The sequence below is a fragment of the Phycicoccus jejuensis genome (assembly GCF_000720925.1).
Classification (GTDB): Bacteria; Actinomycetota; Actinomycetes; order Actinomycetales; family Dermatophilaceae; genus Phycicoccus; species Phycicoccus jejuensis.
Genome location: NZ_JOEE01000006.1, coordinates 46,268 through 64,291 on the forward strand (window position 1 = coordinate 46,268; position 18,024 = coordinate 64,291).

The window sequence follows — 18,024 nt, forward strand, 5'->3', positions numbered from 1 at the left end:
CAACCCCCGATTTTCTCCCGTGGATGCTCGTTTCAGGCCCCTGACCTGCGGAAACGTCCCGCGTTCCCGTTGGGCCGGATCGGCGTGTCGTGGTATTCTTGGGGCCTCGAAAGGGGACAACACCACATGGTTTTCAAGGTCGGCGAGACGGTCGTGTACCCGCACCACGGGGCCGCGCGCATCGAAGAGATCAAGACCCGCACGATCCGCGGAGAGGAGAAGCTCTACCTCAAGCTGAAGGTCGCGCAGGGCGACCTCGTCATCGAGGTACCCGCCGAGAACTGCGACCTCGTCGGCGTCCGGGACGTCGTCGACAAGGCCGGCCTCGACAAGGTCTTCGAGGTCCTCCGCACTCCGTACGCCGAGGAGCCGACCAACTGGTCGCGCCGCTTCAAGGCCAACCTCGAGAAGCTCGCCTCCGGCGACGTCATCAAGGTCGCCGAGGTCGTCCGCGACCTGTGGCGTCGCGACAAGGACCGCGGCCTGTCCGCCGGTGAGAAGCGGATGCTGGCCAAGGCGCGCCAGATCCTCGTCTCCGAGCTCGCGCTCGCCGAGAAGACCGACGAGGACAAGGCCGAGTCCATCCTCGACGAGGTCCTCGCGTCCTGACGCACCCGGTCGCCCCGGCGACCGCTCCGACGTGACCGACGACGCCCGCACCGCCCCGCGCGGTGTGGGTGTCGTCGTCGTCGCGGCCGGGTCCGGGACGCGCCTGGGTGCCGGGATGCCCAAGGCCTTCGTGCCGCTGGCGGGGCGCCCCCTGCTCGGCTGGGCGCTCGACACCGTGGCCCGGGTGCCCGGTCTGCGCTCGGTCGTCGTCGTCGCCCCGTCCGGGCTCGCCGACACCGGCGCGCCGGCCTGGGCCGGTGTCACCCTCCCCGACGGCGCCGTCGTCGTGCCCGGAGGGGCGGAGCGCACCGACTCCGTCGCGGCCGGGCTCGCCGCGCTCGACCCCGCCTGCGACGTCGTCCTCGTCCACGACGCCGCCCGCTGCCTGGCCCCGGTGGCCGTCTTCGTCCGCGTCGTCGACGCCGTGCGCGCCGGCGCCGCCGGGGTCGTGCCGGGTGTCGCGGTCGTCGACACCGTGAAGACCGTCGATGCGCGCGGGGTCGTCACCGGCACCCCGGACCGCGCGACGCTGCGGGCGGTCCAGACCCCCCAGGGCTTTCGCCGCGAGGTGCTCGAGGCCGCCCACGCCGGAGGCGCCGGGGCCACCGACGACGCCGCCCTCGTGGAGCAGCTCGGCCACGACGTGCTCGTCGTCGACGGCGACCCCCGCTCCTTCAAGGTGACGACGGTCGACGACCTCGCCCACGCCGAGCGCCTACTCGCCGGCGCCTAGCATCGGGGCATGAGCGTGCTGCCCCGGGTCGGTGTCGGAGTCGACGTCCACGCCCTCGCGCCGGAGGGGTCCGCCCGCGAGCTGTGGGTCGCCGGCCTGCACTGGCCGGGCGAGCGGGGACTCGACGGCCACTCGGACGCCGATGTCGCGGCCCACGCCGCCTGCGACGCCCTCTTCTCCGCCGCGGGCATCGGGGACCTCGGGGCGCACTTCGGCACCGCCCGGCCGGAGCTGGCCGGGGCGTCGGGGGTCACGCTGCTCGCCGAGGCGGCCCGGCTGGTCCGGTCGGCCGGCTTCGAGGTCGGCAATGTCGCCGTGCAGGTCGTCGGCAACCGGCCCAAGGTCGGCACCCGCCGGGCCGAGGCGGAGGCCGCCCTCTCGGCGGCGGCCGGGGCCCCAGTGTCGGTGAGCGGCACGACGACCGACGGCCTCGGGCTGACCGGCCGCGGCGAGGGCGTCGCCGCCATCGCGACCGCGCTCGTCGTCGCCCGCGACTGAGGGCACGTCCCGCGAGGGGCTGCGCGACCGCTGTGCGGGTCAGCGGGAGCGGGGGCCGCCCTGCACGCGCCGGTCGGCGCCGACGATGCGGGCCATCCGCTGCAGCTCCGCGACGTGCCCGCAGAGGGCCTCCCGGCCGGCGCCGGTGAGCACCACGGTCGTCACCTGGCGTCCCTCGCGGGACCCGCGCTCGAGCCGGGTGTAGCCCTTGCCCGACAGGACCTTGAGGTGCTTGGACAGGGCGGAGTCCGACAGGCCGATCTCGTCACGGACCTCGCCGAACTCGCGTCCCGCGCTGGGCACGAGGAAGGCGCAGATCCGCAGGCGGTGCGGCTCGTGGATGACGTCGTCGAACACCGGGTACGGCATGTCCGCAGGATACGTCGGCTTGCCCGTCGGGAAAGGCGCTTCGGTCGCCCGCGGGCGGCCCGTGCCCGTGGCCCGACCCACCGGGCACTGCCGTCGGCGCCCCGCCTTCGCTAGCGTGGCGAGACCCAGCACCGCCCACCCAGGAGGAACCGTGCCGCAGACCGTCAAGGGCGTCGTCGCCCGCGCCAAGGGCGCCCCCGTCGAGCTCGTCGACGTCGTCGTCCCCGACCCCGGTCCGGGGGAGGCCGTCGTCGTCGTCGAGGCCTGCGGGGTCTGCCACACCGACCTGCACTACCGCGAAGGCGGCATCAACGACGAGTTCCCCTTCCTCCTCGGCCATGAGGCCGCAGGCCGGGTCGAGGCGGTCGGCGAGGGCGTGACCGAGGTGGCCCCCGGTGACTTCGTCATCCTCAACTGGCGGGCCGTGTGCGGGCAGTGCCGCGCCTGCCGCAAGGGCAAGCCGTGGTACTGCTTCGCGACGCACAACGCGACGCAGAAGATGACGCTCACCGACGGCACCGAGCTCTCGCCGGCGCTCGGTATCGGGGCGTTCATCGAGAAGACGCTCGTCGCCGCCGGCCAGTGCACGAAGGTCGACGAGGCGGACGCGGCCGCGGTCGGCCTGCTCGGCTGCGGGGTGATGGCCGGCTTCGGCGCGGCGGTCAACACCGGCGGGGTGGGTCGCGGCGACTCGATCGCGGTCATCGGCTGCGGCGGCGTCGGTGACGCGGCCATCGCCGGCGCGAAGGTCGCCGGCGCGACGACCGTCATCGCGGTCGACGTGGACGCGAAGAAGCTCGCCTGGGCGAAGGACCTCGGCGCGACGCACACCGTCGACGCCTCGACCGAGGACGCCGTCGAGGCCGTCCGGGCGCTGACCGGCGGTCACGGCGCGGATGTCGTCGTCGAGGCGGTCGGGCGGCCCGAGACCTACGAGCAGGCGTTCTACATGCGCGACCTCGCCGGCACGGTCGTGCTCGTCGGGGTGCCGACGCCGGAGCAGCAGGTGACGCTGCCGATGATCGAGATCTTCGGGCGCGGCGGGGCGCTGAAGTCCAGCTGGTACGGCGACTGCCTGCCCTCGCGGGACTTCCCGATGCTCGTCGAGCTCTTCCGTCAGGGCCGCTTCCCGCTCGACGCGTTCGTGTCGGAGCGGATCGGCATCGAGGGGGTCGAGGAGGCCTTCACGAAGATGCACGACGGCGACGTGCTGCGCTCGGTCGTCGTCATGGGCGGGTCGGCGTGAGCGGGGCCACGACCATCGACGGCGTCCCCACCTCGCCGGGCGGCGTGCGGGTCGAGCGGCTCGTGACGTCGGGCGTCTTCGAGCTGGACGGCGGCTCGTGGGACGTCGACAACAACGTCTGGCTGCTCGGCGACGACGACGAGGTGCTCGTCGTCGACGCCGCGCACGACGCGCGCGCCATCCTCGAGGCGGTCGGTGGCCGGCGGGTCGTCGGCATCGTCTGCACGCACGGCCACAACGACCACGTCAACGCGGTGCCCGACCTCGTCGCCGAGACGGGGGCGAGCGTCTGGCTGCACCCGGACGACCGCGTGCTGTGGGACATGAGCCAGGACGAGGCGCCGGACGAGGACCTCGCCGACGGCACGACCTTCACCGTCGGTGACGTCGGGGTGGTCACGCTCCACACGCCGGGCCACGCGCCGGGGGCCTGCTGCCTCCACGCGCCGTCGCTCGGGGTGCTGTTCAGCGGGGACACCCTGTTCCAGGGCGGGCCGGGGGCGACGGGTCGCTCGCACAGCGACTTCCCGACCATCGTCGAGTCGATCAGCACCCGGCTGCTCTCCCTGCCGCCCGAGACCGTCGTCCTCACCGGCCACGGCGACGCGACGACCGTCGGGGACGAGGCACCGCACCTCCAGGAGTGGCTCGACCGCGGCCACTGACCCGGCCCGCCCACCCTCGAGGTTCCGCGTCGTCACCGTGACGGCGCGGAACCTCGGCCCTGACGGGGATGCATCCGCGTCCGGATGGAGCAACCGCGTCGTCACCGTGATGACGCGGATGCTCACGGCCTGGGCAGCAGCCCACGAGCCGCCGCGCGGGAGAGCGCGGCCCGGACGAGGGCCGCCACCCGCTGCGGGCTCGCGAGGTCGGCCCAGGTGAGACGCACGATCTCGTAGCCGAGGGCCCGCAGTCGGTCCTCGCGCACCTTCTCGGCGGCGAGCGCTGCTCGCCCGTCGGCCCCCTCGTACTTGACCAGTCCGTCGAACTCGACGACGACGCACCCCTCGACCAGCAGGTCGACACGGGCGAGGACGATGCCGTGCCCGTCGGCGATGCGGACCTGCGACCGCACGCCGTGGCCGAGGTCGACGAGCATCAAGCGGGTCCGGGTCTCGCCCACGGACTCGCTGAGCGGGTCGGCGAGGTGGAGCCACCGGAGTGCGCGGGTGGCCCGGCGAGGGGACTCGGCCAGCTGCTCGACGAGGTTCGCCACCCGCGTCAGCTCGGTAAAGCCGTCGCGCAGCGCTCGGTCGGTGGCGACCACCACCGCGTCGCGTCCCGCGCGCAGCGCGACCTGGGCCAGGGCGGCCTCCAGCGGGATCGTCGGGCAGCCGTCGACCGTCTGCACCGGCAAACCGGCCGGCGGGTGGATGCGCAGGCCGCTCGCCCGGCGGACCCGTGTGACGCTGCCGCTCACGTCGACCACGTCGAGGGCCACGTCGTGCAGGGGCAGCCCGTGGACGGCGAGGGCGCTCTGGTGGGTCGCGGCCTCGTGCGGCCGGCCCCGTGCGTGGAGCACGGCTCGGGCGCGCAGGTCGAGACGTCGCTCCGGCGTGGCCGGTGCCCAGATAGTGCCGAGGACGTAGGCGCCGCGCCGGACCCGGACGAGCGTCCCGGCGTCGACGAGCGCCATGAGGGCGTTGGGGTCGACGTCGAGGCGGGTGGCATCCGGGCTGGAGACGACGCCGTGCTGCGCGGCGGCGAGGGCCAGGAGTCGGTCGGACATCGACCGATCGTGCCCGGTTCGTCGACGACGCCCGGCGCGTCATCCACAGGCCCCGACCGTCGAGGCCGCCGAGGATCCGCGTCATCACGGTGACGGCGCGAAACCTCCACCCGGACGGGGATGCATCCGCGTCCCGGCTGAAGAACCGCGTCGTCACGGTGACGTCGCGGAAGTTCCGGGCGGTTGCTGCGATGCGGGGTGCTCGCGGCCCGGCCGGTAGCCTGTCGCGGGTGACCCTCAGGCTGTTCGACTCCCTCACGCGCGAGCTGCGTGACTTCGTCCCCGTCGTGCCCGGCAAGGCGGGGATCTACATCTGTGGGCTCACGACGCAGGCGCCGCCGCACATCGGGCACGTCCGCTTCGCCGTCGCGTTCGACGTCCTGCGCCGCTGGCTGGCGGTCGGGCACGGCTACGACGTCACGCTCATCCGCAACGTCACCGACATCGACGACAAGATCCTCGCGAAGTCGGCCGAGGCCGGCGAGCCGTGGTTCGCCCTCAGCTACCGCAACGAGATGGAGACCGCCGACGCGCTCGCCGCGCTCGGGGTGCTCCCACCAACCTACGAGCCCCGCGCGACGGGCCACGTGCCCGAGATGGTCGAGCTGATGGAGACCCTCGTCGGCTCCGGACACGCCTACGCCGCCGCGGACGACTCCGGCGACGTCTACTTCGACGTGCGCAGCTGGCCGAGCTACGGCGAGCTGACCCGCCAGAGCGTCGAGGACATGTCCGACGCCGAGGACGCCGACCCGCGCGGCAAGCGCGACCCGCGCGACTTCGCCCTCTGGAAGGGCCGCAAGGCCGACGAGCCCGCGACGGCGTCGTGGCCGACCCCCTACGGCGCCGGCCGCCCGGGCTGGCACCTCGAGTGCTCCGCGATGGCCCGCAAGTACCTCGGCGACACCTTCGACATTCACGGCGGCGGCGTCGACCTGCGCTTCCCGCACCACGAGAACGAGGTCGCCCAGTCGCGCGCCGCGGGGCTCGGGTTCGCCAACTACTGGCTGCACAACGCGTGGGTGACCATGGGCGGCGAGAAGATGAGCAAGTCGCTCGGCAACTCGCTGCGCGTCTCGGAGGTCGTCCGCGAGCACCGGCCGCTCGCCGTCCGCTACTACCTGACGGCGGCGCACTACCGCTCGACGATCGAGTACCACGAGGGCTCCATCGAGGAGGCCACCGCCACCGTCGAGCGCATCGAAGGCTTCCTGCGCCGCGCGCTGCCGGGCGTCGACACCCTCGTCCCCGACGGCTCGGCCGAGCTGCCCGCCGACTTCCGCGAGGCGATGGACGACGACCTCGGGGTCTCGGACGCGCTCGCGGCGCTGCACCAGGCCGTCCGCGCCGGCAACACCGCCCTCGACGACGGCGACCACGACGACGCCGCGACCATCGCGCGCCAGGTCGTCGCGATGGCCGACGTCCTGGGCGTCAACCCCCTCGACCCGCACTGGGCCGCCGGTGGGTCGGAGTCCGACGAGATGACGGCGGCGCTCGACGCGCTCGTCGCCGACCGCGTCGCCGCCCGGGCCCAGGCCCGCGCCGCCCGCGACTACGAGACCGCCGACGCCATCCGCGACGCGCTCGCCGCGGCGGGGATCGCCGTCGAGGACACCGCCGCCGGAGCGCGGTGGACCATCATCCGAGGAAAGGGCGACTGACGTGGCCGGCAACTCCCAGCGCCGCGGCGCCGTGCGCAAGAGCAACAAGAAGGGCTCCACCGTCGGCTCCGGTGGTCAGCGCCGCCGCGGCCTCGAGGGCAAGGGCCCGACCCCGAAGGCCGGCGACCGACCGAACCACAAGGCCCACAAGATGGCCAAGGCCGCCGAGAAGCGGGGCGGCGGACGCCCGACGCAGCGCTCGCCGAAGAAGTCGGCCGCCTCGAGCGAGGTCGTCGCCGGGCGCAACTCCGTCGTCGAGGCGCTGCGCGCGCACGTGCCGGTGACGACGATGTACGTGGCCGGCCGCATCGACTCAGACGACCGCGTCCGCGAGGCGATCAAGACCGCGACCGAGCGCTCCATCCCCATCCTCGAGACGCCGCGCGGTGAGCTCGACCGGCTGACCGACGGCGCGGTCCACCAGGGCCTCGCGCTCCAGGTGCCGCCGTACGCGTACGCCGACCCGCGCGACCTCGTCGACCCCGAGCAGCCGGGCATCCCGCTCGTGGTCGCCCTCGACGGCATCACCGACCCGCGCAACCTCGGCGCCATCGTCCGCTCGGTCGCCGCGTTCGGCGGCCACGGGGTCGTCGTCCCGAGCCGTCGTTCGGCGGGGATGACCGCCAGCGCGTGGAAGACCTCCGCCGGCGCGGCGGCCCGCATCCCGGTCGCGCAGGCCACCAACCTCACGCGGGCGCTCGAGGACTTCCGCAAGGCCGGCTTCTTCGTCATCGGCCTCGACATGGACGGCGACGTCGAGCTGCCCGACCTCGAGCTGGCGTCCGAGCCGCTCGTCGTCGTCGTCGGCTCCGAGGGCAAGGGCCTGTCGCGGCTCGTGCGCGAGACCTGCGACCAGATCGTGTCGGTGCCGATGAGCTCGGCGGTCGAGTCGCTCAACGCCGGCATCGCCACGGGCGTCACCCTCTACGAGGTCGCGCGCCGCCGTCGCCGCTGACGCCGGGGACTGCGGGACAGGCCGGTCCGGCCCGTCGCGCCACGGAAGCCCGCCGTCGGTGTGCCACGATCGAGGGGCGAGCGGTCCACCGACGACCGCCGTCGCCGCTCGCGAGGAGGGATGACCGACGATGTCCGACCAGTACCCGCCGCCCCCGCCCCCCGGTGAGCCCACCGGCCCGGGGACGCCCCCGCCGCCCGGAGGCAGCGCCCCGCAGTACGGCACCCCGCCGGCCGAGAACCCCTACGGCGCACCGCCGCCCGCGCCGGCGTACGGCTACGCCCCGCAGGCCGGTCCGGTCACGCGCCCGAAGTCGATGGACACCGCCGTCATGCTCATGCGTGTGGGTGCGGTGCTCTCCCTCGTCTCGCTCGTGCTCAGCTTCGTCTTCGCCGGCGACATCCGGGAGCAGGCCACCCAGGCGCTGCAGGACTCCGGCCAGACCGTCGACCAGACGCTCGTCGACAGCGCGGTGACCATCGGCATCGCCGTCGCGGTCGTCTTCGGCCTCCTCGGCGCCGGCCTCTGGCTCCTCATGGCCTGGGCCAACGGCAAGGGCAAGTCCTGGGCGCGCATCACGGCCTCGATCCTCTTCGCGCTCTCGTTCGTCACGTTCCTCATCGGGCTGGCGCAGCCGACCCCGCTCCTCTCGCGGGTGCTGAGCATCGTGAGCATCGCCCTCGGCGGGTACATCGTGTACCTGCTCTGGCGCAAGGAGTCCTCGGAGTTCTACGCCGCGAGCAACGCCCCGCGCTACTGACCCCGCACGACCCAGAGGATGCCCCGCACCGGCCACCGGTGCGGGGCACCTTCGTCCACGGACGTCACGAAACCGCCTGCCCGCGAACTGGGTCTGTGCCACGATCGACGCCGCCGGACGAGCCGGCACGGGGTGCGGGGCCGGCGACCGATGAGGTCGGGGTCCGCCCCCGCCGACCTCCAGGAAGCGAGGCGACATGTCCGCCTACGGTGCCACCCCTCCGCCGCCCGTCCCGGGCCACCCCGCCGGGGGGCCGCCCGACAACAAGCTCGTGTGGTCCATCCTCGCGACCCTCTTCTGCTGCCTGCCGTTGGGCATCGTGGCCATCGTCAAGTCCGCCGAGGTCAACACCCGCTGGGGCGCGGGCGACGTCGCCGGTGCGCACGAGTCGGCCGCCGCCGCGGGGAAGTGGATCAAGTGGTCGGTCATCGCCGGCGTCGTCGGCATCGTGCTCGGCGTGCTCCTGTGGTTCGGCCTCGTCGCGAGCTTCGTGGCGGCCACGTCGACGACGACGAGCCCCTGACCGGATGACCACCGCCGCCGCCTCGCGCCTCGAGCGGGTCCGCTCGCTCGAGACGAGCCCCGTCCGGTGGCACCGGCTCGTGCGCCCGGCGGCGGTCGCCGGTGCGGCCGCGACCGTGGTCACCGTCGTCGGCTCGCTCGACCCGAACGCGCCGGGCCACTACCCGCCCTGCCCGTGGCTGTTCCTCACGGGCACGTGGTGCCCGGGCTGCGGATCGCTGCGTGCCGTCCACGCCCTCGCCCACGGCGACGTCGGCACCGCGTTGGCCCGCAACCCGCTCGCGGTCGTGGCGGCGGTCTGGCTGACGGCGTGGTTCGTGCGCTGGTCGCGCCGGCAGTGGCTCGGCCGACGACGCACGACGATGGCTCCGGCCTCCGCGATCCACGCACTGCTCGGCGTCGTGCTGGCCTACTGGGCGCTGCGCAACGTGCCGGGGTGTGGCTGGCTCTCGCCGGCCTGAGCGGCGGGCCGCGAGGTCAGGCGGGGGAGAGGAACTCGGCCCCGGGCAGGTTGCGCCCCACGCCGAACACGAGCACCGCGACGCCGAAGGCGACGGGCAGCCAGTTCGGGACGATCGTGCGGACCGGGCGCCCCTGGCGCGCGCGCAGGAGGCGGTAGCCGAGGTAGAGCACGACCGCGAGGTAGAGCGGCGGCACGAGGGGGTGGCGCTCGAAGGCGGCGCCGACGTGGCCGTGCAGCAGCTCGTAGGTGGCGCGCGTCCCCCCGCACGCGGGGCAGTACAGGCCGGTCGCCGCGTACAGGACGCAGCCGGGGTAGTGACCGGCCTCGTAGGGGGAGTGGGTGGCGAGCCACGCGGCCCCACCGGCGACGGCGACCCCGGCCGCCCCCCACCACACGCGCGGTGAGAGGTGACCGAGGCCGCCGACGTGGGTCGTCATCTCAGTTGGTGTAGTTGGCGGCGAAGTTGGCCGCACCGAGCGCCATCATGATCACGGCGAGGACGACGGCGATGATGCCGGTGACGAAACCACCCTGCGCGAGACCGCGACCGGCCTGGCCGGTGCGGCCGATCTCCTGCTTGGCGAGGTAGCCGAGCACGGCGCCGCCGATGCCGAGCAGGAGCCCCACGATCGAGCAGCAGATGGCGAAGACGAGACCGGCGATGCCGAGGACGAGGGCGATGACCGCCTTCGTGTTGTTGCCGCCGAGGCCGCCGGCGGGGGAGCCGCCGGGGACGGGCATGCTGGGCGGTGCGGTGTAGCCACCACCGGCACCGGGCGGCGGCGGGGGCGGCGGGTAGCCACCGGTGGCCGACGAGTCGCTCGGCTCCTCGGGCTCCGGCGGGGGCGGGTAGCTCCCACCGGGCGGGGGCGGCGGGGGCGGGGGCGTGCTGCTGCTCATGGGTCCTCCGTCGTCAGGGGCCGGCGAGCGCCGGCTCGCGTTCACCCTAGCGGCCGCGCGGCCGTGCGCCGCGGCATTCCACGGCCGTCGTGGGGGCCCCGGTGCGCCCGGATCCTCGGGGGTCGAGGTGATGTCCGACCACCTGTGGGTCGGACATCACCTCGACCCGAGGAGGTCAGGACTTCGGGACCTTGATGACCGTCGAGTGGACGGCTTTGTCGGCGACCGTCTGCCGGTTGTCGTCCCAGAGCATCCAGAGGTAGGAGAGGTAGACGACGCCGTTGACGACCCCGCTGACCAGCTCGCGCAGGAAGCAGTTCCCCGCGCCGATCGGGGCGCCGGTGCGGGCGTCGACGAGCTTGAGGCCCACGACCGACTTGCCGATGCTCTGGCCGCGCCGGCCCATCCGGAAGACCCGGTTCCACAGCTGGAAGCCGACGCCGACGAGCCAGAACAGCACCATGACGGCGATGCCGACGGCGATGAGCGCACCGTTGGCGTCCCCGTACGTCGTCATCCCGTACTCGTCGACCCCGTTGCGGTCCGGGACCCCCGCGACGATGAAGGGGATGCCGGCGAGCATGAGGAGGAACGGCAGGAACGAGAGGCCGGCGTCGACGAGCAGCGCGAGCACCCGGTCGCCGAACGACGCGACGGGGCCGAAGTGGGCCTCGACGTACGGCACCGACTCCGGCACGGCGGGTCCGCTGGCGTACGCCGGCGCGGTGGTCCATCCGCCGTACGGGTTCTGCTGCGGCGCAGACTGGTTCGGTTCGGCGGGCTGGTACGGCGCGGGGGGCGGCGCGGTGGGTCCCGGGGGCGGAGCGGGCTGCTCCGGGGTGGGGGGCTGCTGGTCGCTCATCGAGGTCCTCCGTCGGCGTGCGGCGGGGCGGCCGCCCCGCGGTGTCGCGTGCGCACGCCGTCGATCCTAGGGCGCGGCCGGCGGCCGGTCGGGGACGTCACCGGTCGGCGATGACCGGCAGCTCCTCGGTGTCGACGCCGAGGACCGCGCGCTCGTCGGGCTTGCCGGGGAGCACGTTGGCGACGTAGTCGTCGACGACCTCGCGGATCGGGACGTCGTGCTGCGCGCGCTCGGCCATGTACCACCGGTGCTCGAGCACCTCGTGGAACACCTCGGCGGGCTCGAGCTTGGCGACGAGGTCGCGGGGCACGCCCCGGGTCACGGGCTCGTAGACCTGCGCGAGCCAGTCGTGCGCGATGATCTCCTCGTCCTCGCCCTGACGACCCGTCGCGGCCGAGTACACCTCGAGGTCGTTGAGCAGCCGGCGCGCCTGGTTCTCGCGGACGTCGAGACCGGTGAGCCGCAGCAGGCGCCGCGAGTGGTGGCCCGAGTCGACGACCTTCGGCTGCAACCGGATCGACGTGCCGTCGATGTCGGTCGTGATCTCGAGCTCGTCGACGTCGAAGCCCAGCTTGTTGAGGCGGCGGATGCGGTCGTCGACCCGCCAGCGCTCGGTGTCGTCGATGGTCTCGGCGTTGGTCAGCTCGGCCCAGAGCTCGCGGTAGCGGGTGACGATGCGCTCGCTGACGTCGACCGGGTCGCGCTCCTCCTGGAGCAGGCCGCCGGCGTCGAGGTCCATCAGCTCGCCGGCGATGTTGACCCGCGCGATCTCGAGGTCGTGCTCGCGCTGGCCGTCGCTCAGCCGGTTGCGCAGCTCGCCCGTCTCGGCATCGACGAGGTAGGCCGCGAACGCGCCGGCGTCCCGGCGGAAGAGGGTGTTGGACAGCGAGACGTCACCCCACCAGAAGCCCGTGAGGTGCAGGCGCACGAGGAGCACGGCGAGGGCGTCGATGAGGCGGGTGGCCGTGCCCTTGCGCAGCGACTGGCTGTACAGGGCGCGGTAGGGGAGGGAGTACTGGAGGTGCCGGGTCACGAGGCAGGCGTCGAGCGGCTCGCCGTCGAGGCCGACGCGCCCGCTGACGACCGCGAACGGCTCGACCGACGGCAGGTGCAGCCGGCGCAGGTTGCGCAGCATCTCGTACTCGCGGCGCGCGATGTCGTCCTTGATCTCCTTGATGGCCAGGACGCGGCCGGAGAGGCGGACGAAGCGCACGACGTGCCGCGAGATGCCGCGGGGGAGCGCGGCGAGGATGTCCTCCGGCCACTCCTCGAGCGGGATGCGCCAGGGCAGGTCGAGCAGGGCGGGGTCGGGGCGGGCGGCGGTGAGCTCGAGGGCCATGACGGGCTTCCGGGGTCGGGGGACTCGGGACGGCGGGCGGGCCGGGGACGGGCGACGCCCCGGACGAGTGTCTCGTCCGGGGCGTCGTCGCGTGCGGGCGAGTCGGCGGAACGCCTCAGAGGCGCTTGCCGCTCTCGGGGTCGAAGACGTGCATGTGCTGCGCCTTCGGGTAGACGTAGACCTTCGAGCCCTTCGGGGGGACCGAGCGGCCGTCGACGCGCGCGATGAAGGGCTTGGCGAGGTTGTCGTCGCCCCCGACGAGGCTGATGTCGCCGTCGGTCGGCGTGCCGTAGACGTACGCGTCGGCGCCGAGCTCCTCGACGACGTCGATCGTCAGCTCGAGGCCGTCGTTGTTCGTCGTGATCTCGACGTCCTCCGGGCGGACGCCGACGACGACGTGCGAGCCGCCGTGCTCGACGCCCTCGCGGGGGATGGTGACCGTGTGGTTGCCGAACTTCGCGCCGTCGGACGAGGCCGGGACGGTGACGAGGTTCATCGCGGGGGAGCCGATGAACCCGGCGACGAACAGGTTCGCCGGGTTGTCGTACATCTCGCGCGGGGTCGCGCACTGCTGGAGGACGCCGTCCTTGAGCAGGGCGATGCGGTCGCCCATCGTCATGGCCTCGACCTGGTCGTGCGTGACGTAGACGGTCGTGACGCCGAGGCGGCGCTGGAGGCTGGCGATCTGGGTGCGGGTCTGGACGCGGAGCTTGGCGTCGAGGTTCGACAGCGGCTCGTCCATGAGGAAGACCTGCGGGCTGCGGACGATCGCGCGGCCCATCGCGACGCGCTGGCGCTGGCCACCGGAGAGGGCCTTCGGCTTGCGCTCGAGGTACTGGGTGAGGTCGAGGATCTTCGCGGCCTCCTCGACGCGCTTGCGGATCTCGCCCTTGTCGACGCCGGCGATCTTCAGGGCGAAGCCCATGTTGTCGGCGACCGTCATGTGCGGGTAGAGCGCGTAGTTCTGGAAGACCATCGCGACGTCGCGGTCCTTCGGCGAGAGGTCGGTGACGTCGCGGTCACCGATCCAGATCTTGCCGCCGTTGACCTCCTCGAGGCCGGCGAGCATGCGCAGCGAGGTGGACTTGCCGCAGCCGGAGGGACCGACCAGGACGAGGAACTCCCCGTCCTGGATGTCGATGTTCAGCTTGTCGACCGAGGGGGTGTCGTTGCCCGGGTAGATGCGGGTGGCCTCGTCGAACTTCACAGTTGCCATGGCGTCGTTGCCTTTCCTTCACCGGCAGGAACGTGCCGGACGATCCGTCGTAAAGGGGTGGAGCTCCCGCCTGCGTCGGTGCAAACGGTTTCGCCAGTATGCCGGACGACCCGCCCGCGCCGCGAGGACCGTCCCAGGGGATGGCGCGGCGGCCCGGCTTCCTCTGGCGCGTCCCGCCGGGAGTCCCTACGGTTGGGCCATGAGGATCGCGGACGTCGTCAAGCGCAAGGGTGATGCGGTCGTCACGGTGCGGCCCGACGCCACCGTCACCGAGCTGCTGGCCCTCCTGGCCGAGCACCGGATCGGCGCGGTCGTCGTGAGCGGCGACGGTTCGTCGGTGCACGGCATCGTCAGCGAGCGCGACGTCGTGCGGCACCTGCACTCCGACGGTGCCGGCGCGCTGGAGGCCCCCGTCGAGCAGATCATGACCGCCGACGTGCACACCTGCACGCCCGACGACTCGCTCGAGGACCTCGCCACGCGGATGACCGAGCGGCGCATCCGGCACGTGCCGGTCGTCGTCGACGGCGCGCTCGGGGCGATCGTCAGCATCGGCGACATCGTCAAGTTCCGGATCGACACGCTGCAGGCCGAGCGCGACCAGCTGCGCGACTACATCCAGCAGTAGCCCTCCCGGGACCTCCCGCCACGCCGCGAAGGTGCTGCGTGGCGCGGGAGCATCCGGTGCCGCGCCGCGCGGGTGTGCAGGAATCGACACATTCGTCGATTTCTGCACGGATGGGGTCTGCGCGGGTGCGCAGCTATCGACACATTCGTCGATTTCTGCACGGATGGGGTCTGCGCGGGTGCGCAGCTATCGACACATTCGTCGATTGATGTACGGGGGGGCGCGGGGAGCGGTTCGGGGGTGCACCCGTCCAGCGCGTACCCAGCCCCAGCGAATACCGTGGAGCCATGACCGCCGACGCCCCCGTGGACGGACATCCGTCCCCGGATCCCGACGACCCGGGGACGCACGCCCGGCTCGGGCCCTACCGGCTGGTCCAGCGACTCGGCGAGGGCGGGATGGGCGTGGTCCACCTCGGGCTCGACCGCCACGGCCGGGCGGTCGCCGTCAAGGTCCTGCGCTCCCACGTCGCGCACGACCCGGACGCCCGCCGGCGCCTGGCCCGCGAGGTCGACACGCTCGAGCGCATCCGCAGCCCCTTCGTCGCGCCGGTCGTCGACGCCGACGTCGACGGCGACACCCCCTACGTCGTGACCCGCTTCATCGACGGCCCGGCGCTCGACACCCACGTCGCGGCCCGCGGGCCCCTGCCCCCGCCCGAGCTGCACCGCCTCGCCGACGGCCTGGCCCAGGCGCTCGAGGCCATCCACGCCGCCGACGTCGTGCACCGCGACGTCAAGCCGGGCAACGTCCTCCTCGTCGACGGCGACCCGGTCCTCATCGACTTCGGCATCGCCCACGTCGTCGACGACGTCCGGCTGACCAGCGTCGGCCTCGTCATGGGCACCCCCGGCTACCTCGCCCCCGAGGTCGTCCACGGCGACGACGTCACCGACGCCACGGACTGGTGGGGATGGGCGGCCACGACCGCCTTCGCGGCGAGCGGCACGCCGCCGTTCGGCAGCGGCGGGATGAGCGCCGTCCTCGCGCGGGTGGCGGCCGGCGAGCCGGACCTCGTCGCCGTCGACCCCCGCATCGAGCCCCTGCTGTACGCCGCGCTCTCGCCGTACCCGGACGAGCGACCGCACCAGCACGAGGTCGTCCGCGCCCTCGAGCGCTACGCGCGCGGCGAGCTCGCGACCTCGGCCATCGAGGTGCGCCGCGCCCGCCCCGAGACCCAGGCGCGCCCCGAGACCCAGGCCCTCCCGGCGTCCGGCACCGCGGTGCTGCCCGCGCCGGCCACGGCCACGGCCCCGGCGCCGCTGCCGCCCGTCGCCCCGCGCGTCCGACCGCAGCCCGCGCCGTCCCGCGACCCGCTCCCGCCACCCCCGACCGGCGCCGGCCGGCCGGGGCCGCCGCCCTACGCCCTGCCGCCCGCACCGCGACCGGACGACGACGACGTCCTCGAGGCGCGCGTCGACCCCCGCATCGGCCTGCCCACGCGCTCGGGTGTGCTCCTCGCGCTGCTCGCCCTCCTCGCGGGGCTGACGGCCACCGCGCCGCTCGTCGCCCTCGCCGCGCTCGCGGTGTGGATGGTCCTCGCGCGCACCGCCGACCGGTCCGTCACCTCCCTCGTCATGCGCCGCCACGACCGGGGGGCCCGCGGCAGCGACGTCGCGGTCGCCGTCGTCAGCAGCCCGTGGCACGTCGTCGTCGGGGCCGTCGGCACCCTCGTCACCCTCGCGCTCCCGCTGCTCGTCGGGGTGTCGGCGATGTTCGCCGGGGCCCTCGTCGTCGGCAGCGTGACCGGCGGGGCCACCCGGGCCGACGGCGTCGTGCCGCTGCTCGCGGCCGGTGTCTTCACCGCGCTGACCGCCTGGTGGGGCCCCGGCGGCGCCGGCCTGCGCCGGGGCAGCCGCAGCCTCGTGCGCGGCGCGACCGGGCACCCGACCGTGCGGCAGGTGCTCGTCGTCGCGCTCCTCCTCGCCGGGGCGCTGCTCACCGCGCTCACCGCCTCCCGGGGCGGGCCGGAGTGGTGGCCGCTGCCCGAGGCCCCGTCGTGGGTCGACCAGGTGGTGCCGCAGCTGTGACCGACCCCCGCACCCGGCGGGCCCGCATCCTGCGCGGCGACCTGCCCACCGAGCCGATGCCGATGGCGGACCTGCTGCGCCGCACGCCCTACCGGCACGCCCGCATCCCCGGCGCCTCCGCCCCGGACCCGACGATCGAGCGCGGGCTCGACCTCGCGCTGCGCGTCGGCGCGCTGATGCTGCGCTGCGGCGCCGGCGCCCCGCAGGTCGAGGGTGCGATCGCCGCGACGGCCGCGGCCGCCGGTGTCGACCAGGTCGAGCTCGACATCACCCTCCAGTCGATCCTCGTCCAGGCGCGCAGCGCGGAGGGGCGCCAGCACACGATGCTCAAGGTCGTGCGGCACACCCGCTTCGACTACGCGCGCCTCGTCGCGGTGCACCGGCTCGTCGAGTCGCTCGTCGCCGGCGAGGTGACCCCCGACGAGGCCTCCGACCGGCTCCGGCAGATCAAGCGGACCCCCCGCACCTACCCGAAGTGGGCCATCTCGCTCGCCAACGCCGTGCTGGCCTCCGCCGTCGCGGTCGTCATCGGCGCCAGCGCGCTCGCGGCCCTCGCGACCATCGGGGTGGTCCTCGCGGTCGCCGGGATCGCCCGGCTGCACGCCCGGGTCGACCTGCCCGAGTTCTACGGGAACGCCATGAACGCCTTCGCGGCGACCCTCCTCGCCGGCGGCCTCTACGCGATCGGCGCGACGGGGGCGATCCCCTTCACGGAGGCCGACTTCGCCTTCGTCGTCGCCGGCGGCATCGTCGCGATGCTGCCCGGACGCACGATGGCCTCCGCGATCGAGGACGTCATCTTCGGCTACCCGCTGACCGGCGCCGGGCGCCTGCTCGCCGTGCTGCTGTCGCTGACCGGACTGATCATCGGCATCGCGTCCGGGCTCTCCGCGATGCTCATGCTCACCCGCTGGACCAGCAGCAGCTTCGTCTCGCCGGACGTGCTGGACCTGCGGGTCAGCCAGGCCCCGATCGTCCCGGCCCTGCTCGCGTCCCTCGTCGTCGGTCTCGCCGCCGGGGTCACCGTGCAGAGCCGCCGGGGGCTCATCCTCCCGATGGGGCTGCTCACCATCGTCGGGGTCGCGGTCTCGGCGGTGCTCACCCGCGGCCCGGGGGTCGGGGCCGTCACGGCCACCGGCATCGCGGCCGTCGTGGTCGGCGTGCTCGGCCGGCTGCTGGCCCAGCGCATGGATGCCCCCTCCCTCGTCCTCGTCGTGCCCGCGAGCTTCGGCCTGCTGCCCGGTCTGACGATCTTCCGGGGCCTCTACGAGCTCGTCGCCCAAGGTCAGGACTCGGGGCTGCTCACCTTCCAGTCCGGCCTGTCGACGCTGCTGTCCGCCGGCGGCGTGCTGCTGGCCATCGCCACGGGGACCGTCCTCGGTGAGTACCTCGCCGCGCCGTGGGACCGCCACGTCCGGGGCTCGCGCCGGCCGCGCACCGACGCGGTCCCGCGCTGACGCAGCCCGACGACGGGTCCGTCGTGACGGACCCCGGGAGC

General features: G+C 73.9%; 20 protein-coding genes. 13 read left to right on the forward strand and 7 right to left on the reverse strand.

The features are described 5' to 3' along the window. Positions 1-126 precede the first annotated feature (126 nt). Genes IG69_RS0112445 through ispF form a run of 3 tightly spaced genes read left to right on the forward strand, consistent with a single transcriptional unit; the run spans position 127 to position 1,840 of the window. Positions 127-609 (forward strand): CarD family transcriptional regulator, encoded by a 483-nt coding sequence (locus IG69_RS0112445; RefSeq protein WP_030528500.1) that lies wholly within the window; start codon positions 127-129, stop codon positions 607-609. Positions 610-640: 31 nt separating this feature from the next. After that, positions 641-1,342: a 2-C-methyl-D-erythritol 4-phosphate cytidylyltransferase gene (gene ispD / locus IG69_RS0112450; protein ID WP_051750510.1), complete on the forward strand. Its 702-nt coding sequence runs from the start codon at positions 641-643 to the stop codon at positions 1,340-1,342. A 9-nt stretch (positions 1,343-1,351) separates the two neighbouring features. Further along, positions 1,352-1,840, forward strand: a complete 489-nt coding sequence (gene ispF, locus IG69_RS0112455; protein ID WP_030528502.1) for a 2-C-methyl-D-erythritol 2,4-cyclodiphosphate synthase — start codon at positions 1,352-1,354, stop codon at positions 1,838-1,840. Between the two features lie 39 nt (positions 1,841-1,879). Here ispF and IG69_RS0112460 read toward each other — a convergent pair whose 3' ends face one another. Beyond that, entirely contained in the window at positions 1,880-2,209 is a 330-nt protein-coding gene (locus IG69_RS0112460; RefSeq protein ID WP_051750511.1) for a transcriptional regulator, read from the reverse strand. Positions 2,210-2,360: 151 nt separating this feature from the next. Here IG69_RS0112460 and IG69_RS0112465 point away from each other — a divergent pair, with 151 nt between their 5' ends. Both IG69_RS0112465 and IG69_RS0112470 read left to right on the forward strand, forming a co-directional pair. After that, positions 2,361-3,455, forward strand: a complete 1,095-nt coding sequence (locus IG69_RS0112465) for an S-(hydroxymethyl)mycothiol dehydrogenase (RefSeq protein ID WP_030528504.1) — start codon at positions 2,361-2,363, stop codon at positions 3,453-3,455. Further along, positions 3,452-4,120 carry an MBL fold metallo-hydrolase gene (locus IG69_RS0112470; protein WP_245616143.1) on the forward strand — a complete coding sequence of 223 codons (669 nt, stop codon included), beginning with the start codon at positions 3,452-3,454 and terminating at the stop codon, positions 4,118-4,120. Before IG69_RS0112465 ends, IG69_RS0112470 begins: the two co-directional genes overlap by 4 nt. A 122-nt stretch (positions 4,121-4,242) precedes the next feature. Here IG69_RS0112470 and IG69_RS21070 read toward each other — a convergent pair whose 3' ends face one another. After that, on the reverse strand, positions 4,243-5,187 hold the full coding sequence (locus IG69_RS21070; RefSeq protein ID WP_030528506.1) for a type IV toxin-antitoxin system AbiEi family antitoxin domain-containing protein: 945 nt from the start codon (positions 5,185-5,187) through the stop codon (positions 4,243-4,245). Positions 5,188-5,417: 230 nt separating this feature from the next. On the opposite strand from IG69_RS21070, the gene cysS reads away from it, so the two are divergent. From cysS to IG69_RS0112500, 5 genes are all read left to right on the forward strand, one after another. Then, positions 5,418-6,851: a cysteine--tRNA ligase gene (cysS, locus tag IG69_RS0112480; protein ID WP_030528507.1), complete on the forward strand. Its 1,434-nt coding sequence runs from the start codon at positions 5,418-5,420 to the stop codon at positions 6,849-6,851. A gap of 1 nt (position 6,852) precedes the next feature. Further along, positions 6,853-7,806: a 23S rRNA (guanosine(2251)-2'-O)-methyltransferase RlmB gene (gene rlmB, locus IG69_RS0112485; protein ID WP_030528508.1), complete on the forward strand. Its 954-nt coding sequence runs from the start codon at positions 6,853-6,855 to the stop codon at positions 7,804-7,806. A 130-nt stretch (positions 7,807-7,936) separates the two neighbouring features. Next, positions 7,937-8,566 carry a hypothetical protein gene (locus IG69_RS0112490; RefSeq protein ID WP_030528509.1) on the forward strand — a complete coding sequence of 210 codons (630 nt, stop codon included), beginning with the start codon at positions 7,937-7,939 and terminating at the stop codon, positions 8,564-8,566. Positions 8,567-8,762: 196 nt separating this feature from the next. Further along, the gene (locus IG69_RS0112495) at positions 8,763-9,089 is read left to right on the forward strand and encodes a CD225/dispanin family protein (RefSeq protein WP_030528510.1); all 327 of its coding nucleotides are present in this window, start codon (positions 8,763-8,765) and stop codon (positions 9,087-9,089) included. Positions 9,090-9,093: 4 nt separating this feature from the next. Beyond that, positions 9,094-9,549 carry a DUF2752 domain-containing protein gene (locus IG69_RS0112500; protein WP_030528511.1) on the forward strand — a complete coding sequence of 152 codons (456 nt, stop codon included), beginning with the start codon at positions 9,094-9,096 and terminating at the stop codon, positions 9,547-9,549. Between the two features lie 16 nt (positions 9,550-9,565). On the opposite strand, the gene IG69_RS0112505 is transcribed toward IG69_RS0112500, so the two are convergent. From IG69_RS0112505 to IG69_RS0112525, 5 genes are all read right to left on the reverse strand, one after another. Then, on the reverse strand, positions 9,566-9,988 hold the full coding sequence (locus IG69_RS0112505; RefSeq protein WP_030528512.1) for a DUF2752 domain-containing protein: 423 nt from the start codon (positions 9,986-9,988) through the stop codon (positions 9,566-9,568). A 1-nt stretch (position 9,989) separates the two neighbouring features. After that, a complete protein-coding gene (locus IG69_RS0112510) occupies positions 9,990-10,451 on the reverse strand; it encodes a DUF4190 domain-containing protein (RefSeq protein WP_051750512.1) in 462 nt (153 codons plus the stop codon). A 175-nt stretch (positions 10,452-10,626) separates the two neighbouring features. Then, positions 10,627-11,313 carry an RDD family protein gene (locus IG69_RS21075; protein ID WP_051750513.1) on the reverse strand — a complete coding sequence of 229 codons (687 nt, stop codon included), beginning with the start codon at positions 11,311-11,313 and terminating at the stop codon, positions 10,627-10,629. A 97-nt stretch (positions 11,314-11,410) separates the two neighbouring features. After that, positions 11,411-12,652 (reverse strand): DUF4032 domain-containing protein, encoded by a 1,242-nt coding sequence (locus IG69_RS0112520; RefSeq protein WP_030528515.1) that lies wholly within the window; start codon positions 12,650-12,652, stop codon positions 11,411-11,413. Positions 12,653-12,767: 115 nt separating this feature from the next. Next, on the reverse strand, positions 12,768-13,868 hold the full coding sequence (locus tag IG69_RS0112525) for an ABC transporter ATP-binding protein (protein WP_030528516.1): 1,101 nt from the start codon (positions 13,866-13,868) through the stop codon (positions 12,768-12,770). Between the two features lie 199 nt (positions 13,869-14,067). On the opposite strand from IG69_RS0112525, the gene IG69_RS0112530 reads away from it, so the two are divergent. From IG69_RS0112530 to IG69_RS0112540, 3 genes are all read left to right on the forward strand, one after another. Further along, positions 14,068-14,496, forward strand: a complete 429-nt coding sequence (locus IG69_RS0112530; protein ID WP_030528517.1) for a CBS domain-containing protein — start codon at positions 14,068-14,070, stop codon at positions 14,494-14,496. Positions 14,497-14,783: 287 nt separating this feature from the next. Continuing rightward, complete coding sequence (locus IG69_RS0112535) at positions 14,784-16,526, forward strand: serine/threonine-protein kinase (RefSeq protein ID WP_051750514.1); 1,743 nt, start codon at positions 14,784-14,786, stop codon at positions 16,524-16,526. Then, on the forward strand, positions 16,523-17,983 hold the full coding sequence (locus IG69_RS0112540; protein ID WP_051750515.1) for a threonine/serine exporter family protein: 1,461 nt from the start codon (positions 16,523-16,525) through the stop codon (positions 17,981-17,983). The genes IG69_RS0112535 and IG69_RS0112540 overlap by 4 nt, the downstream gene beginning before the upstream one ends. The last annotated feature ends 41 nt before the right edge of the window (positions 17,984-18,024 follow it).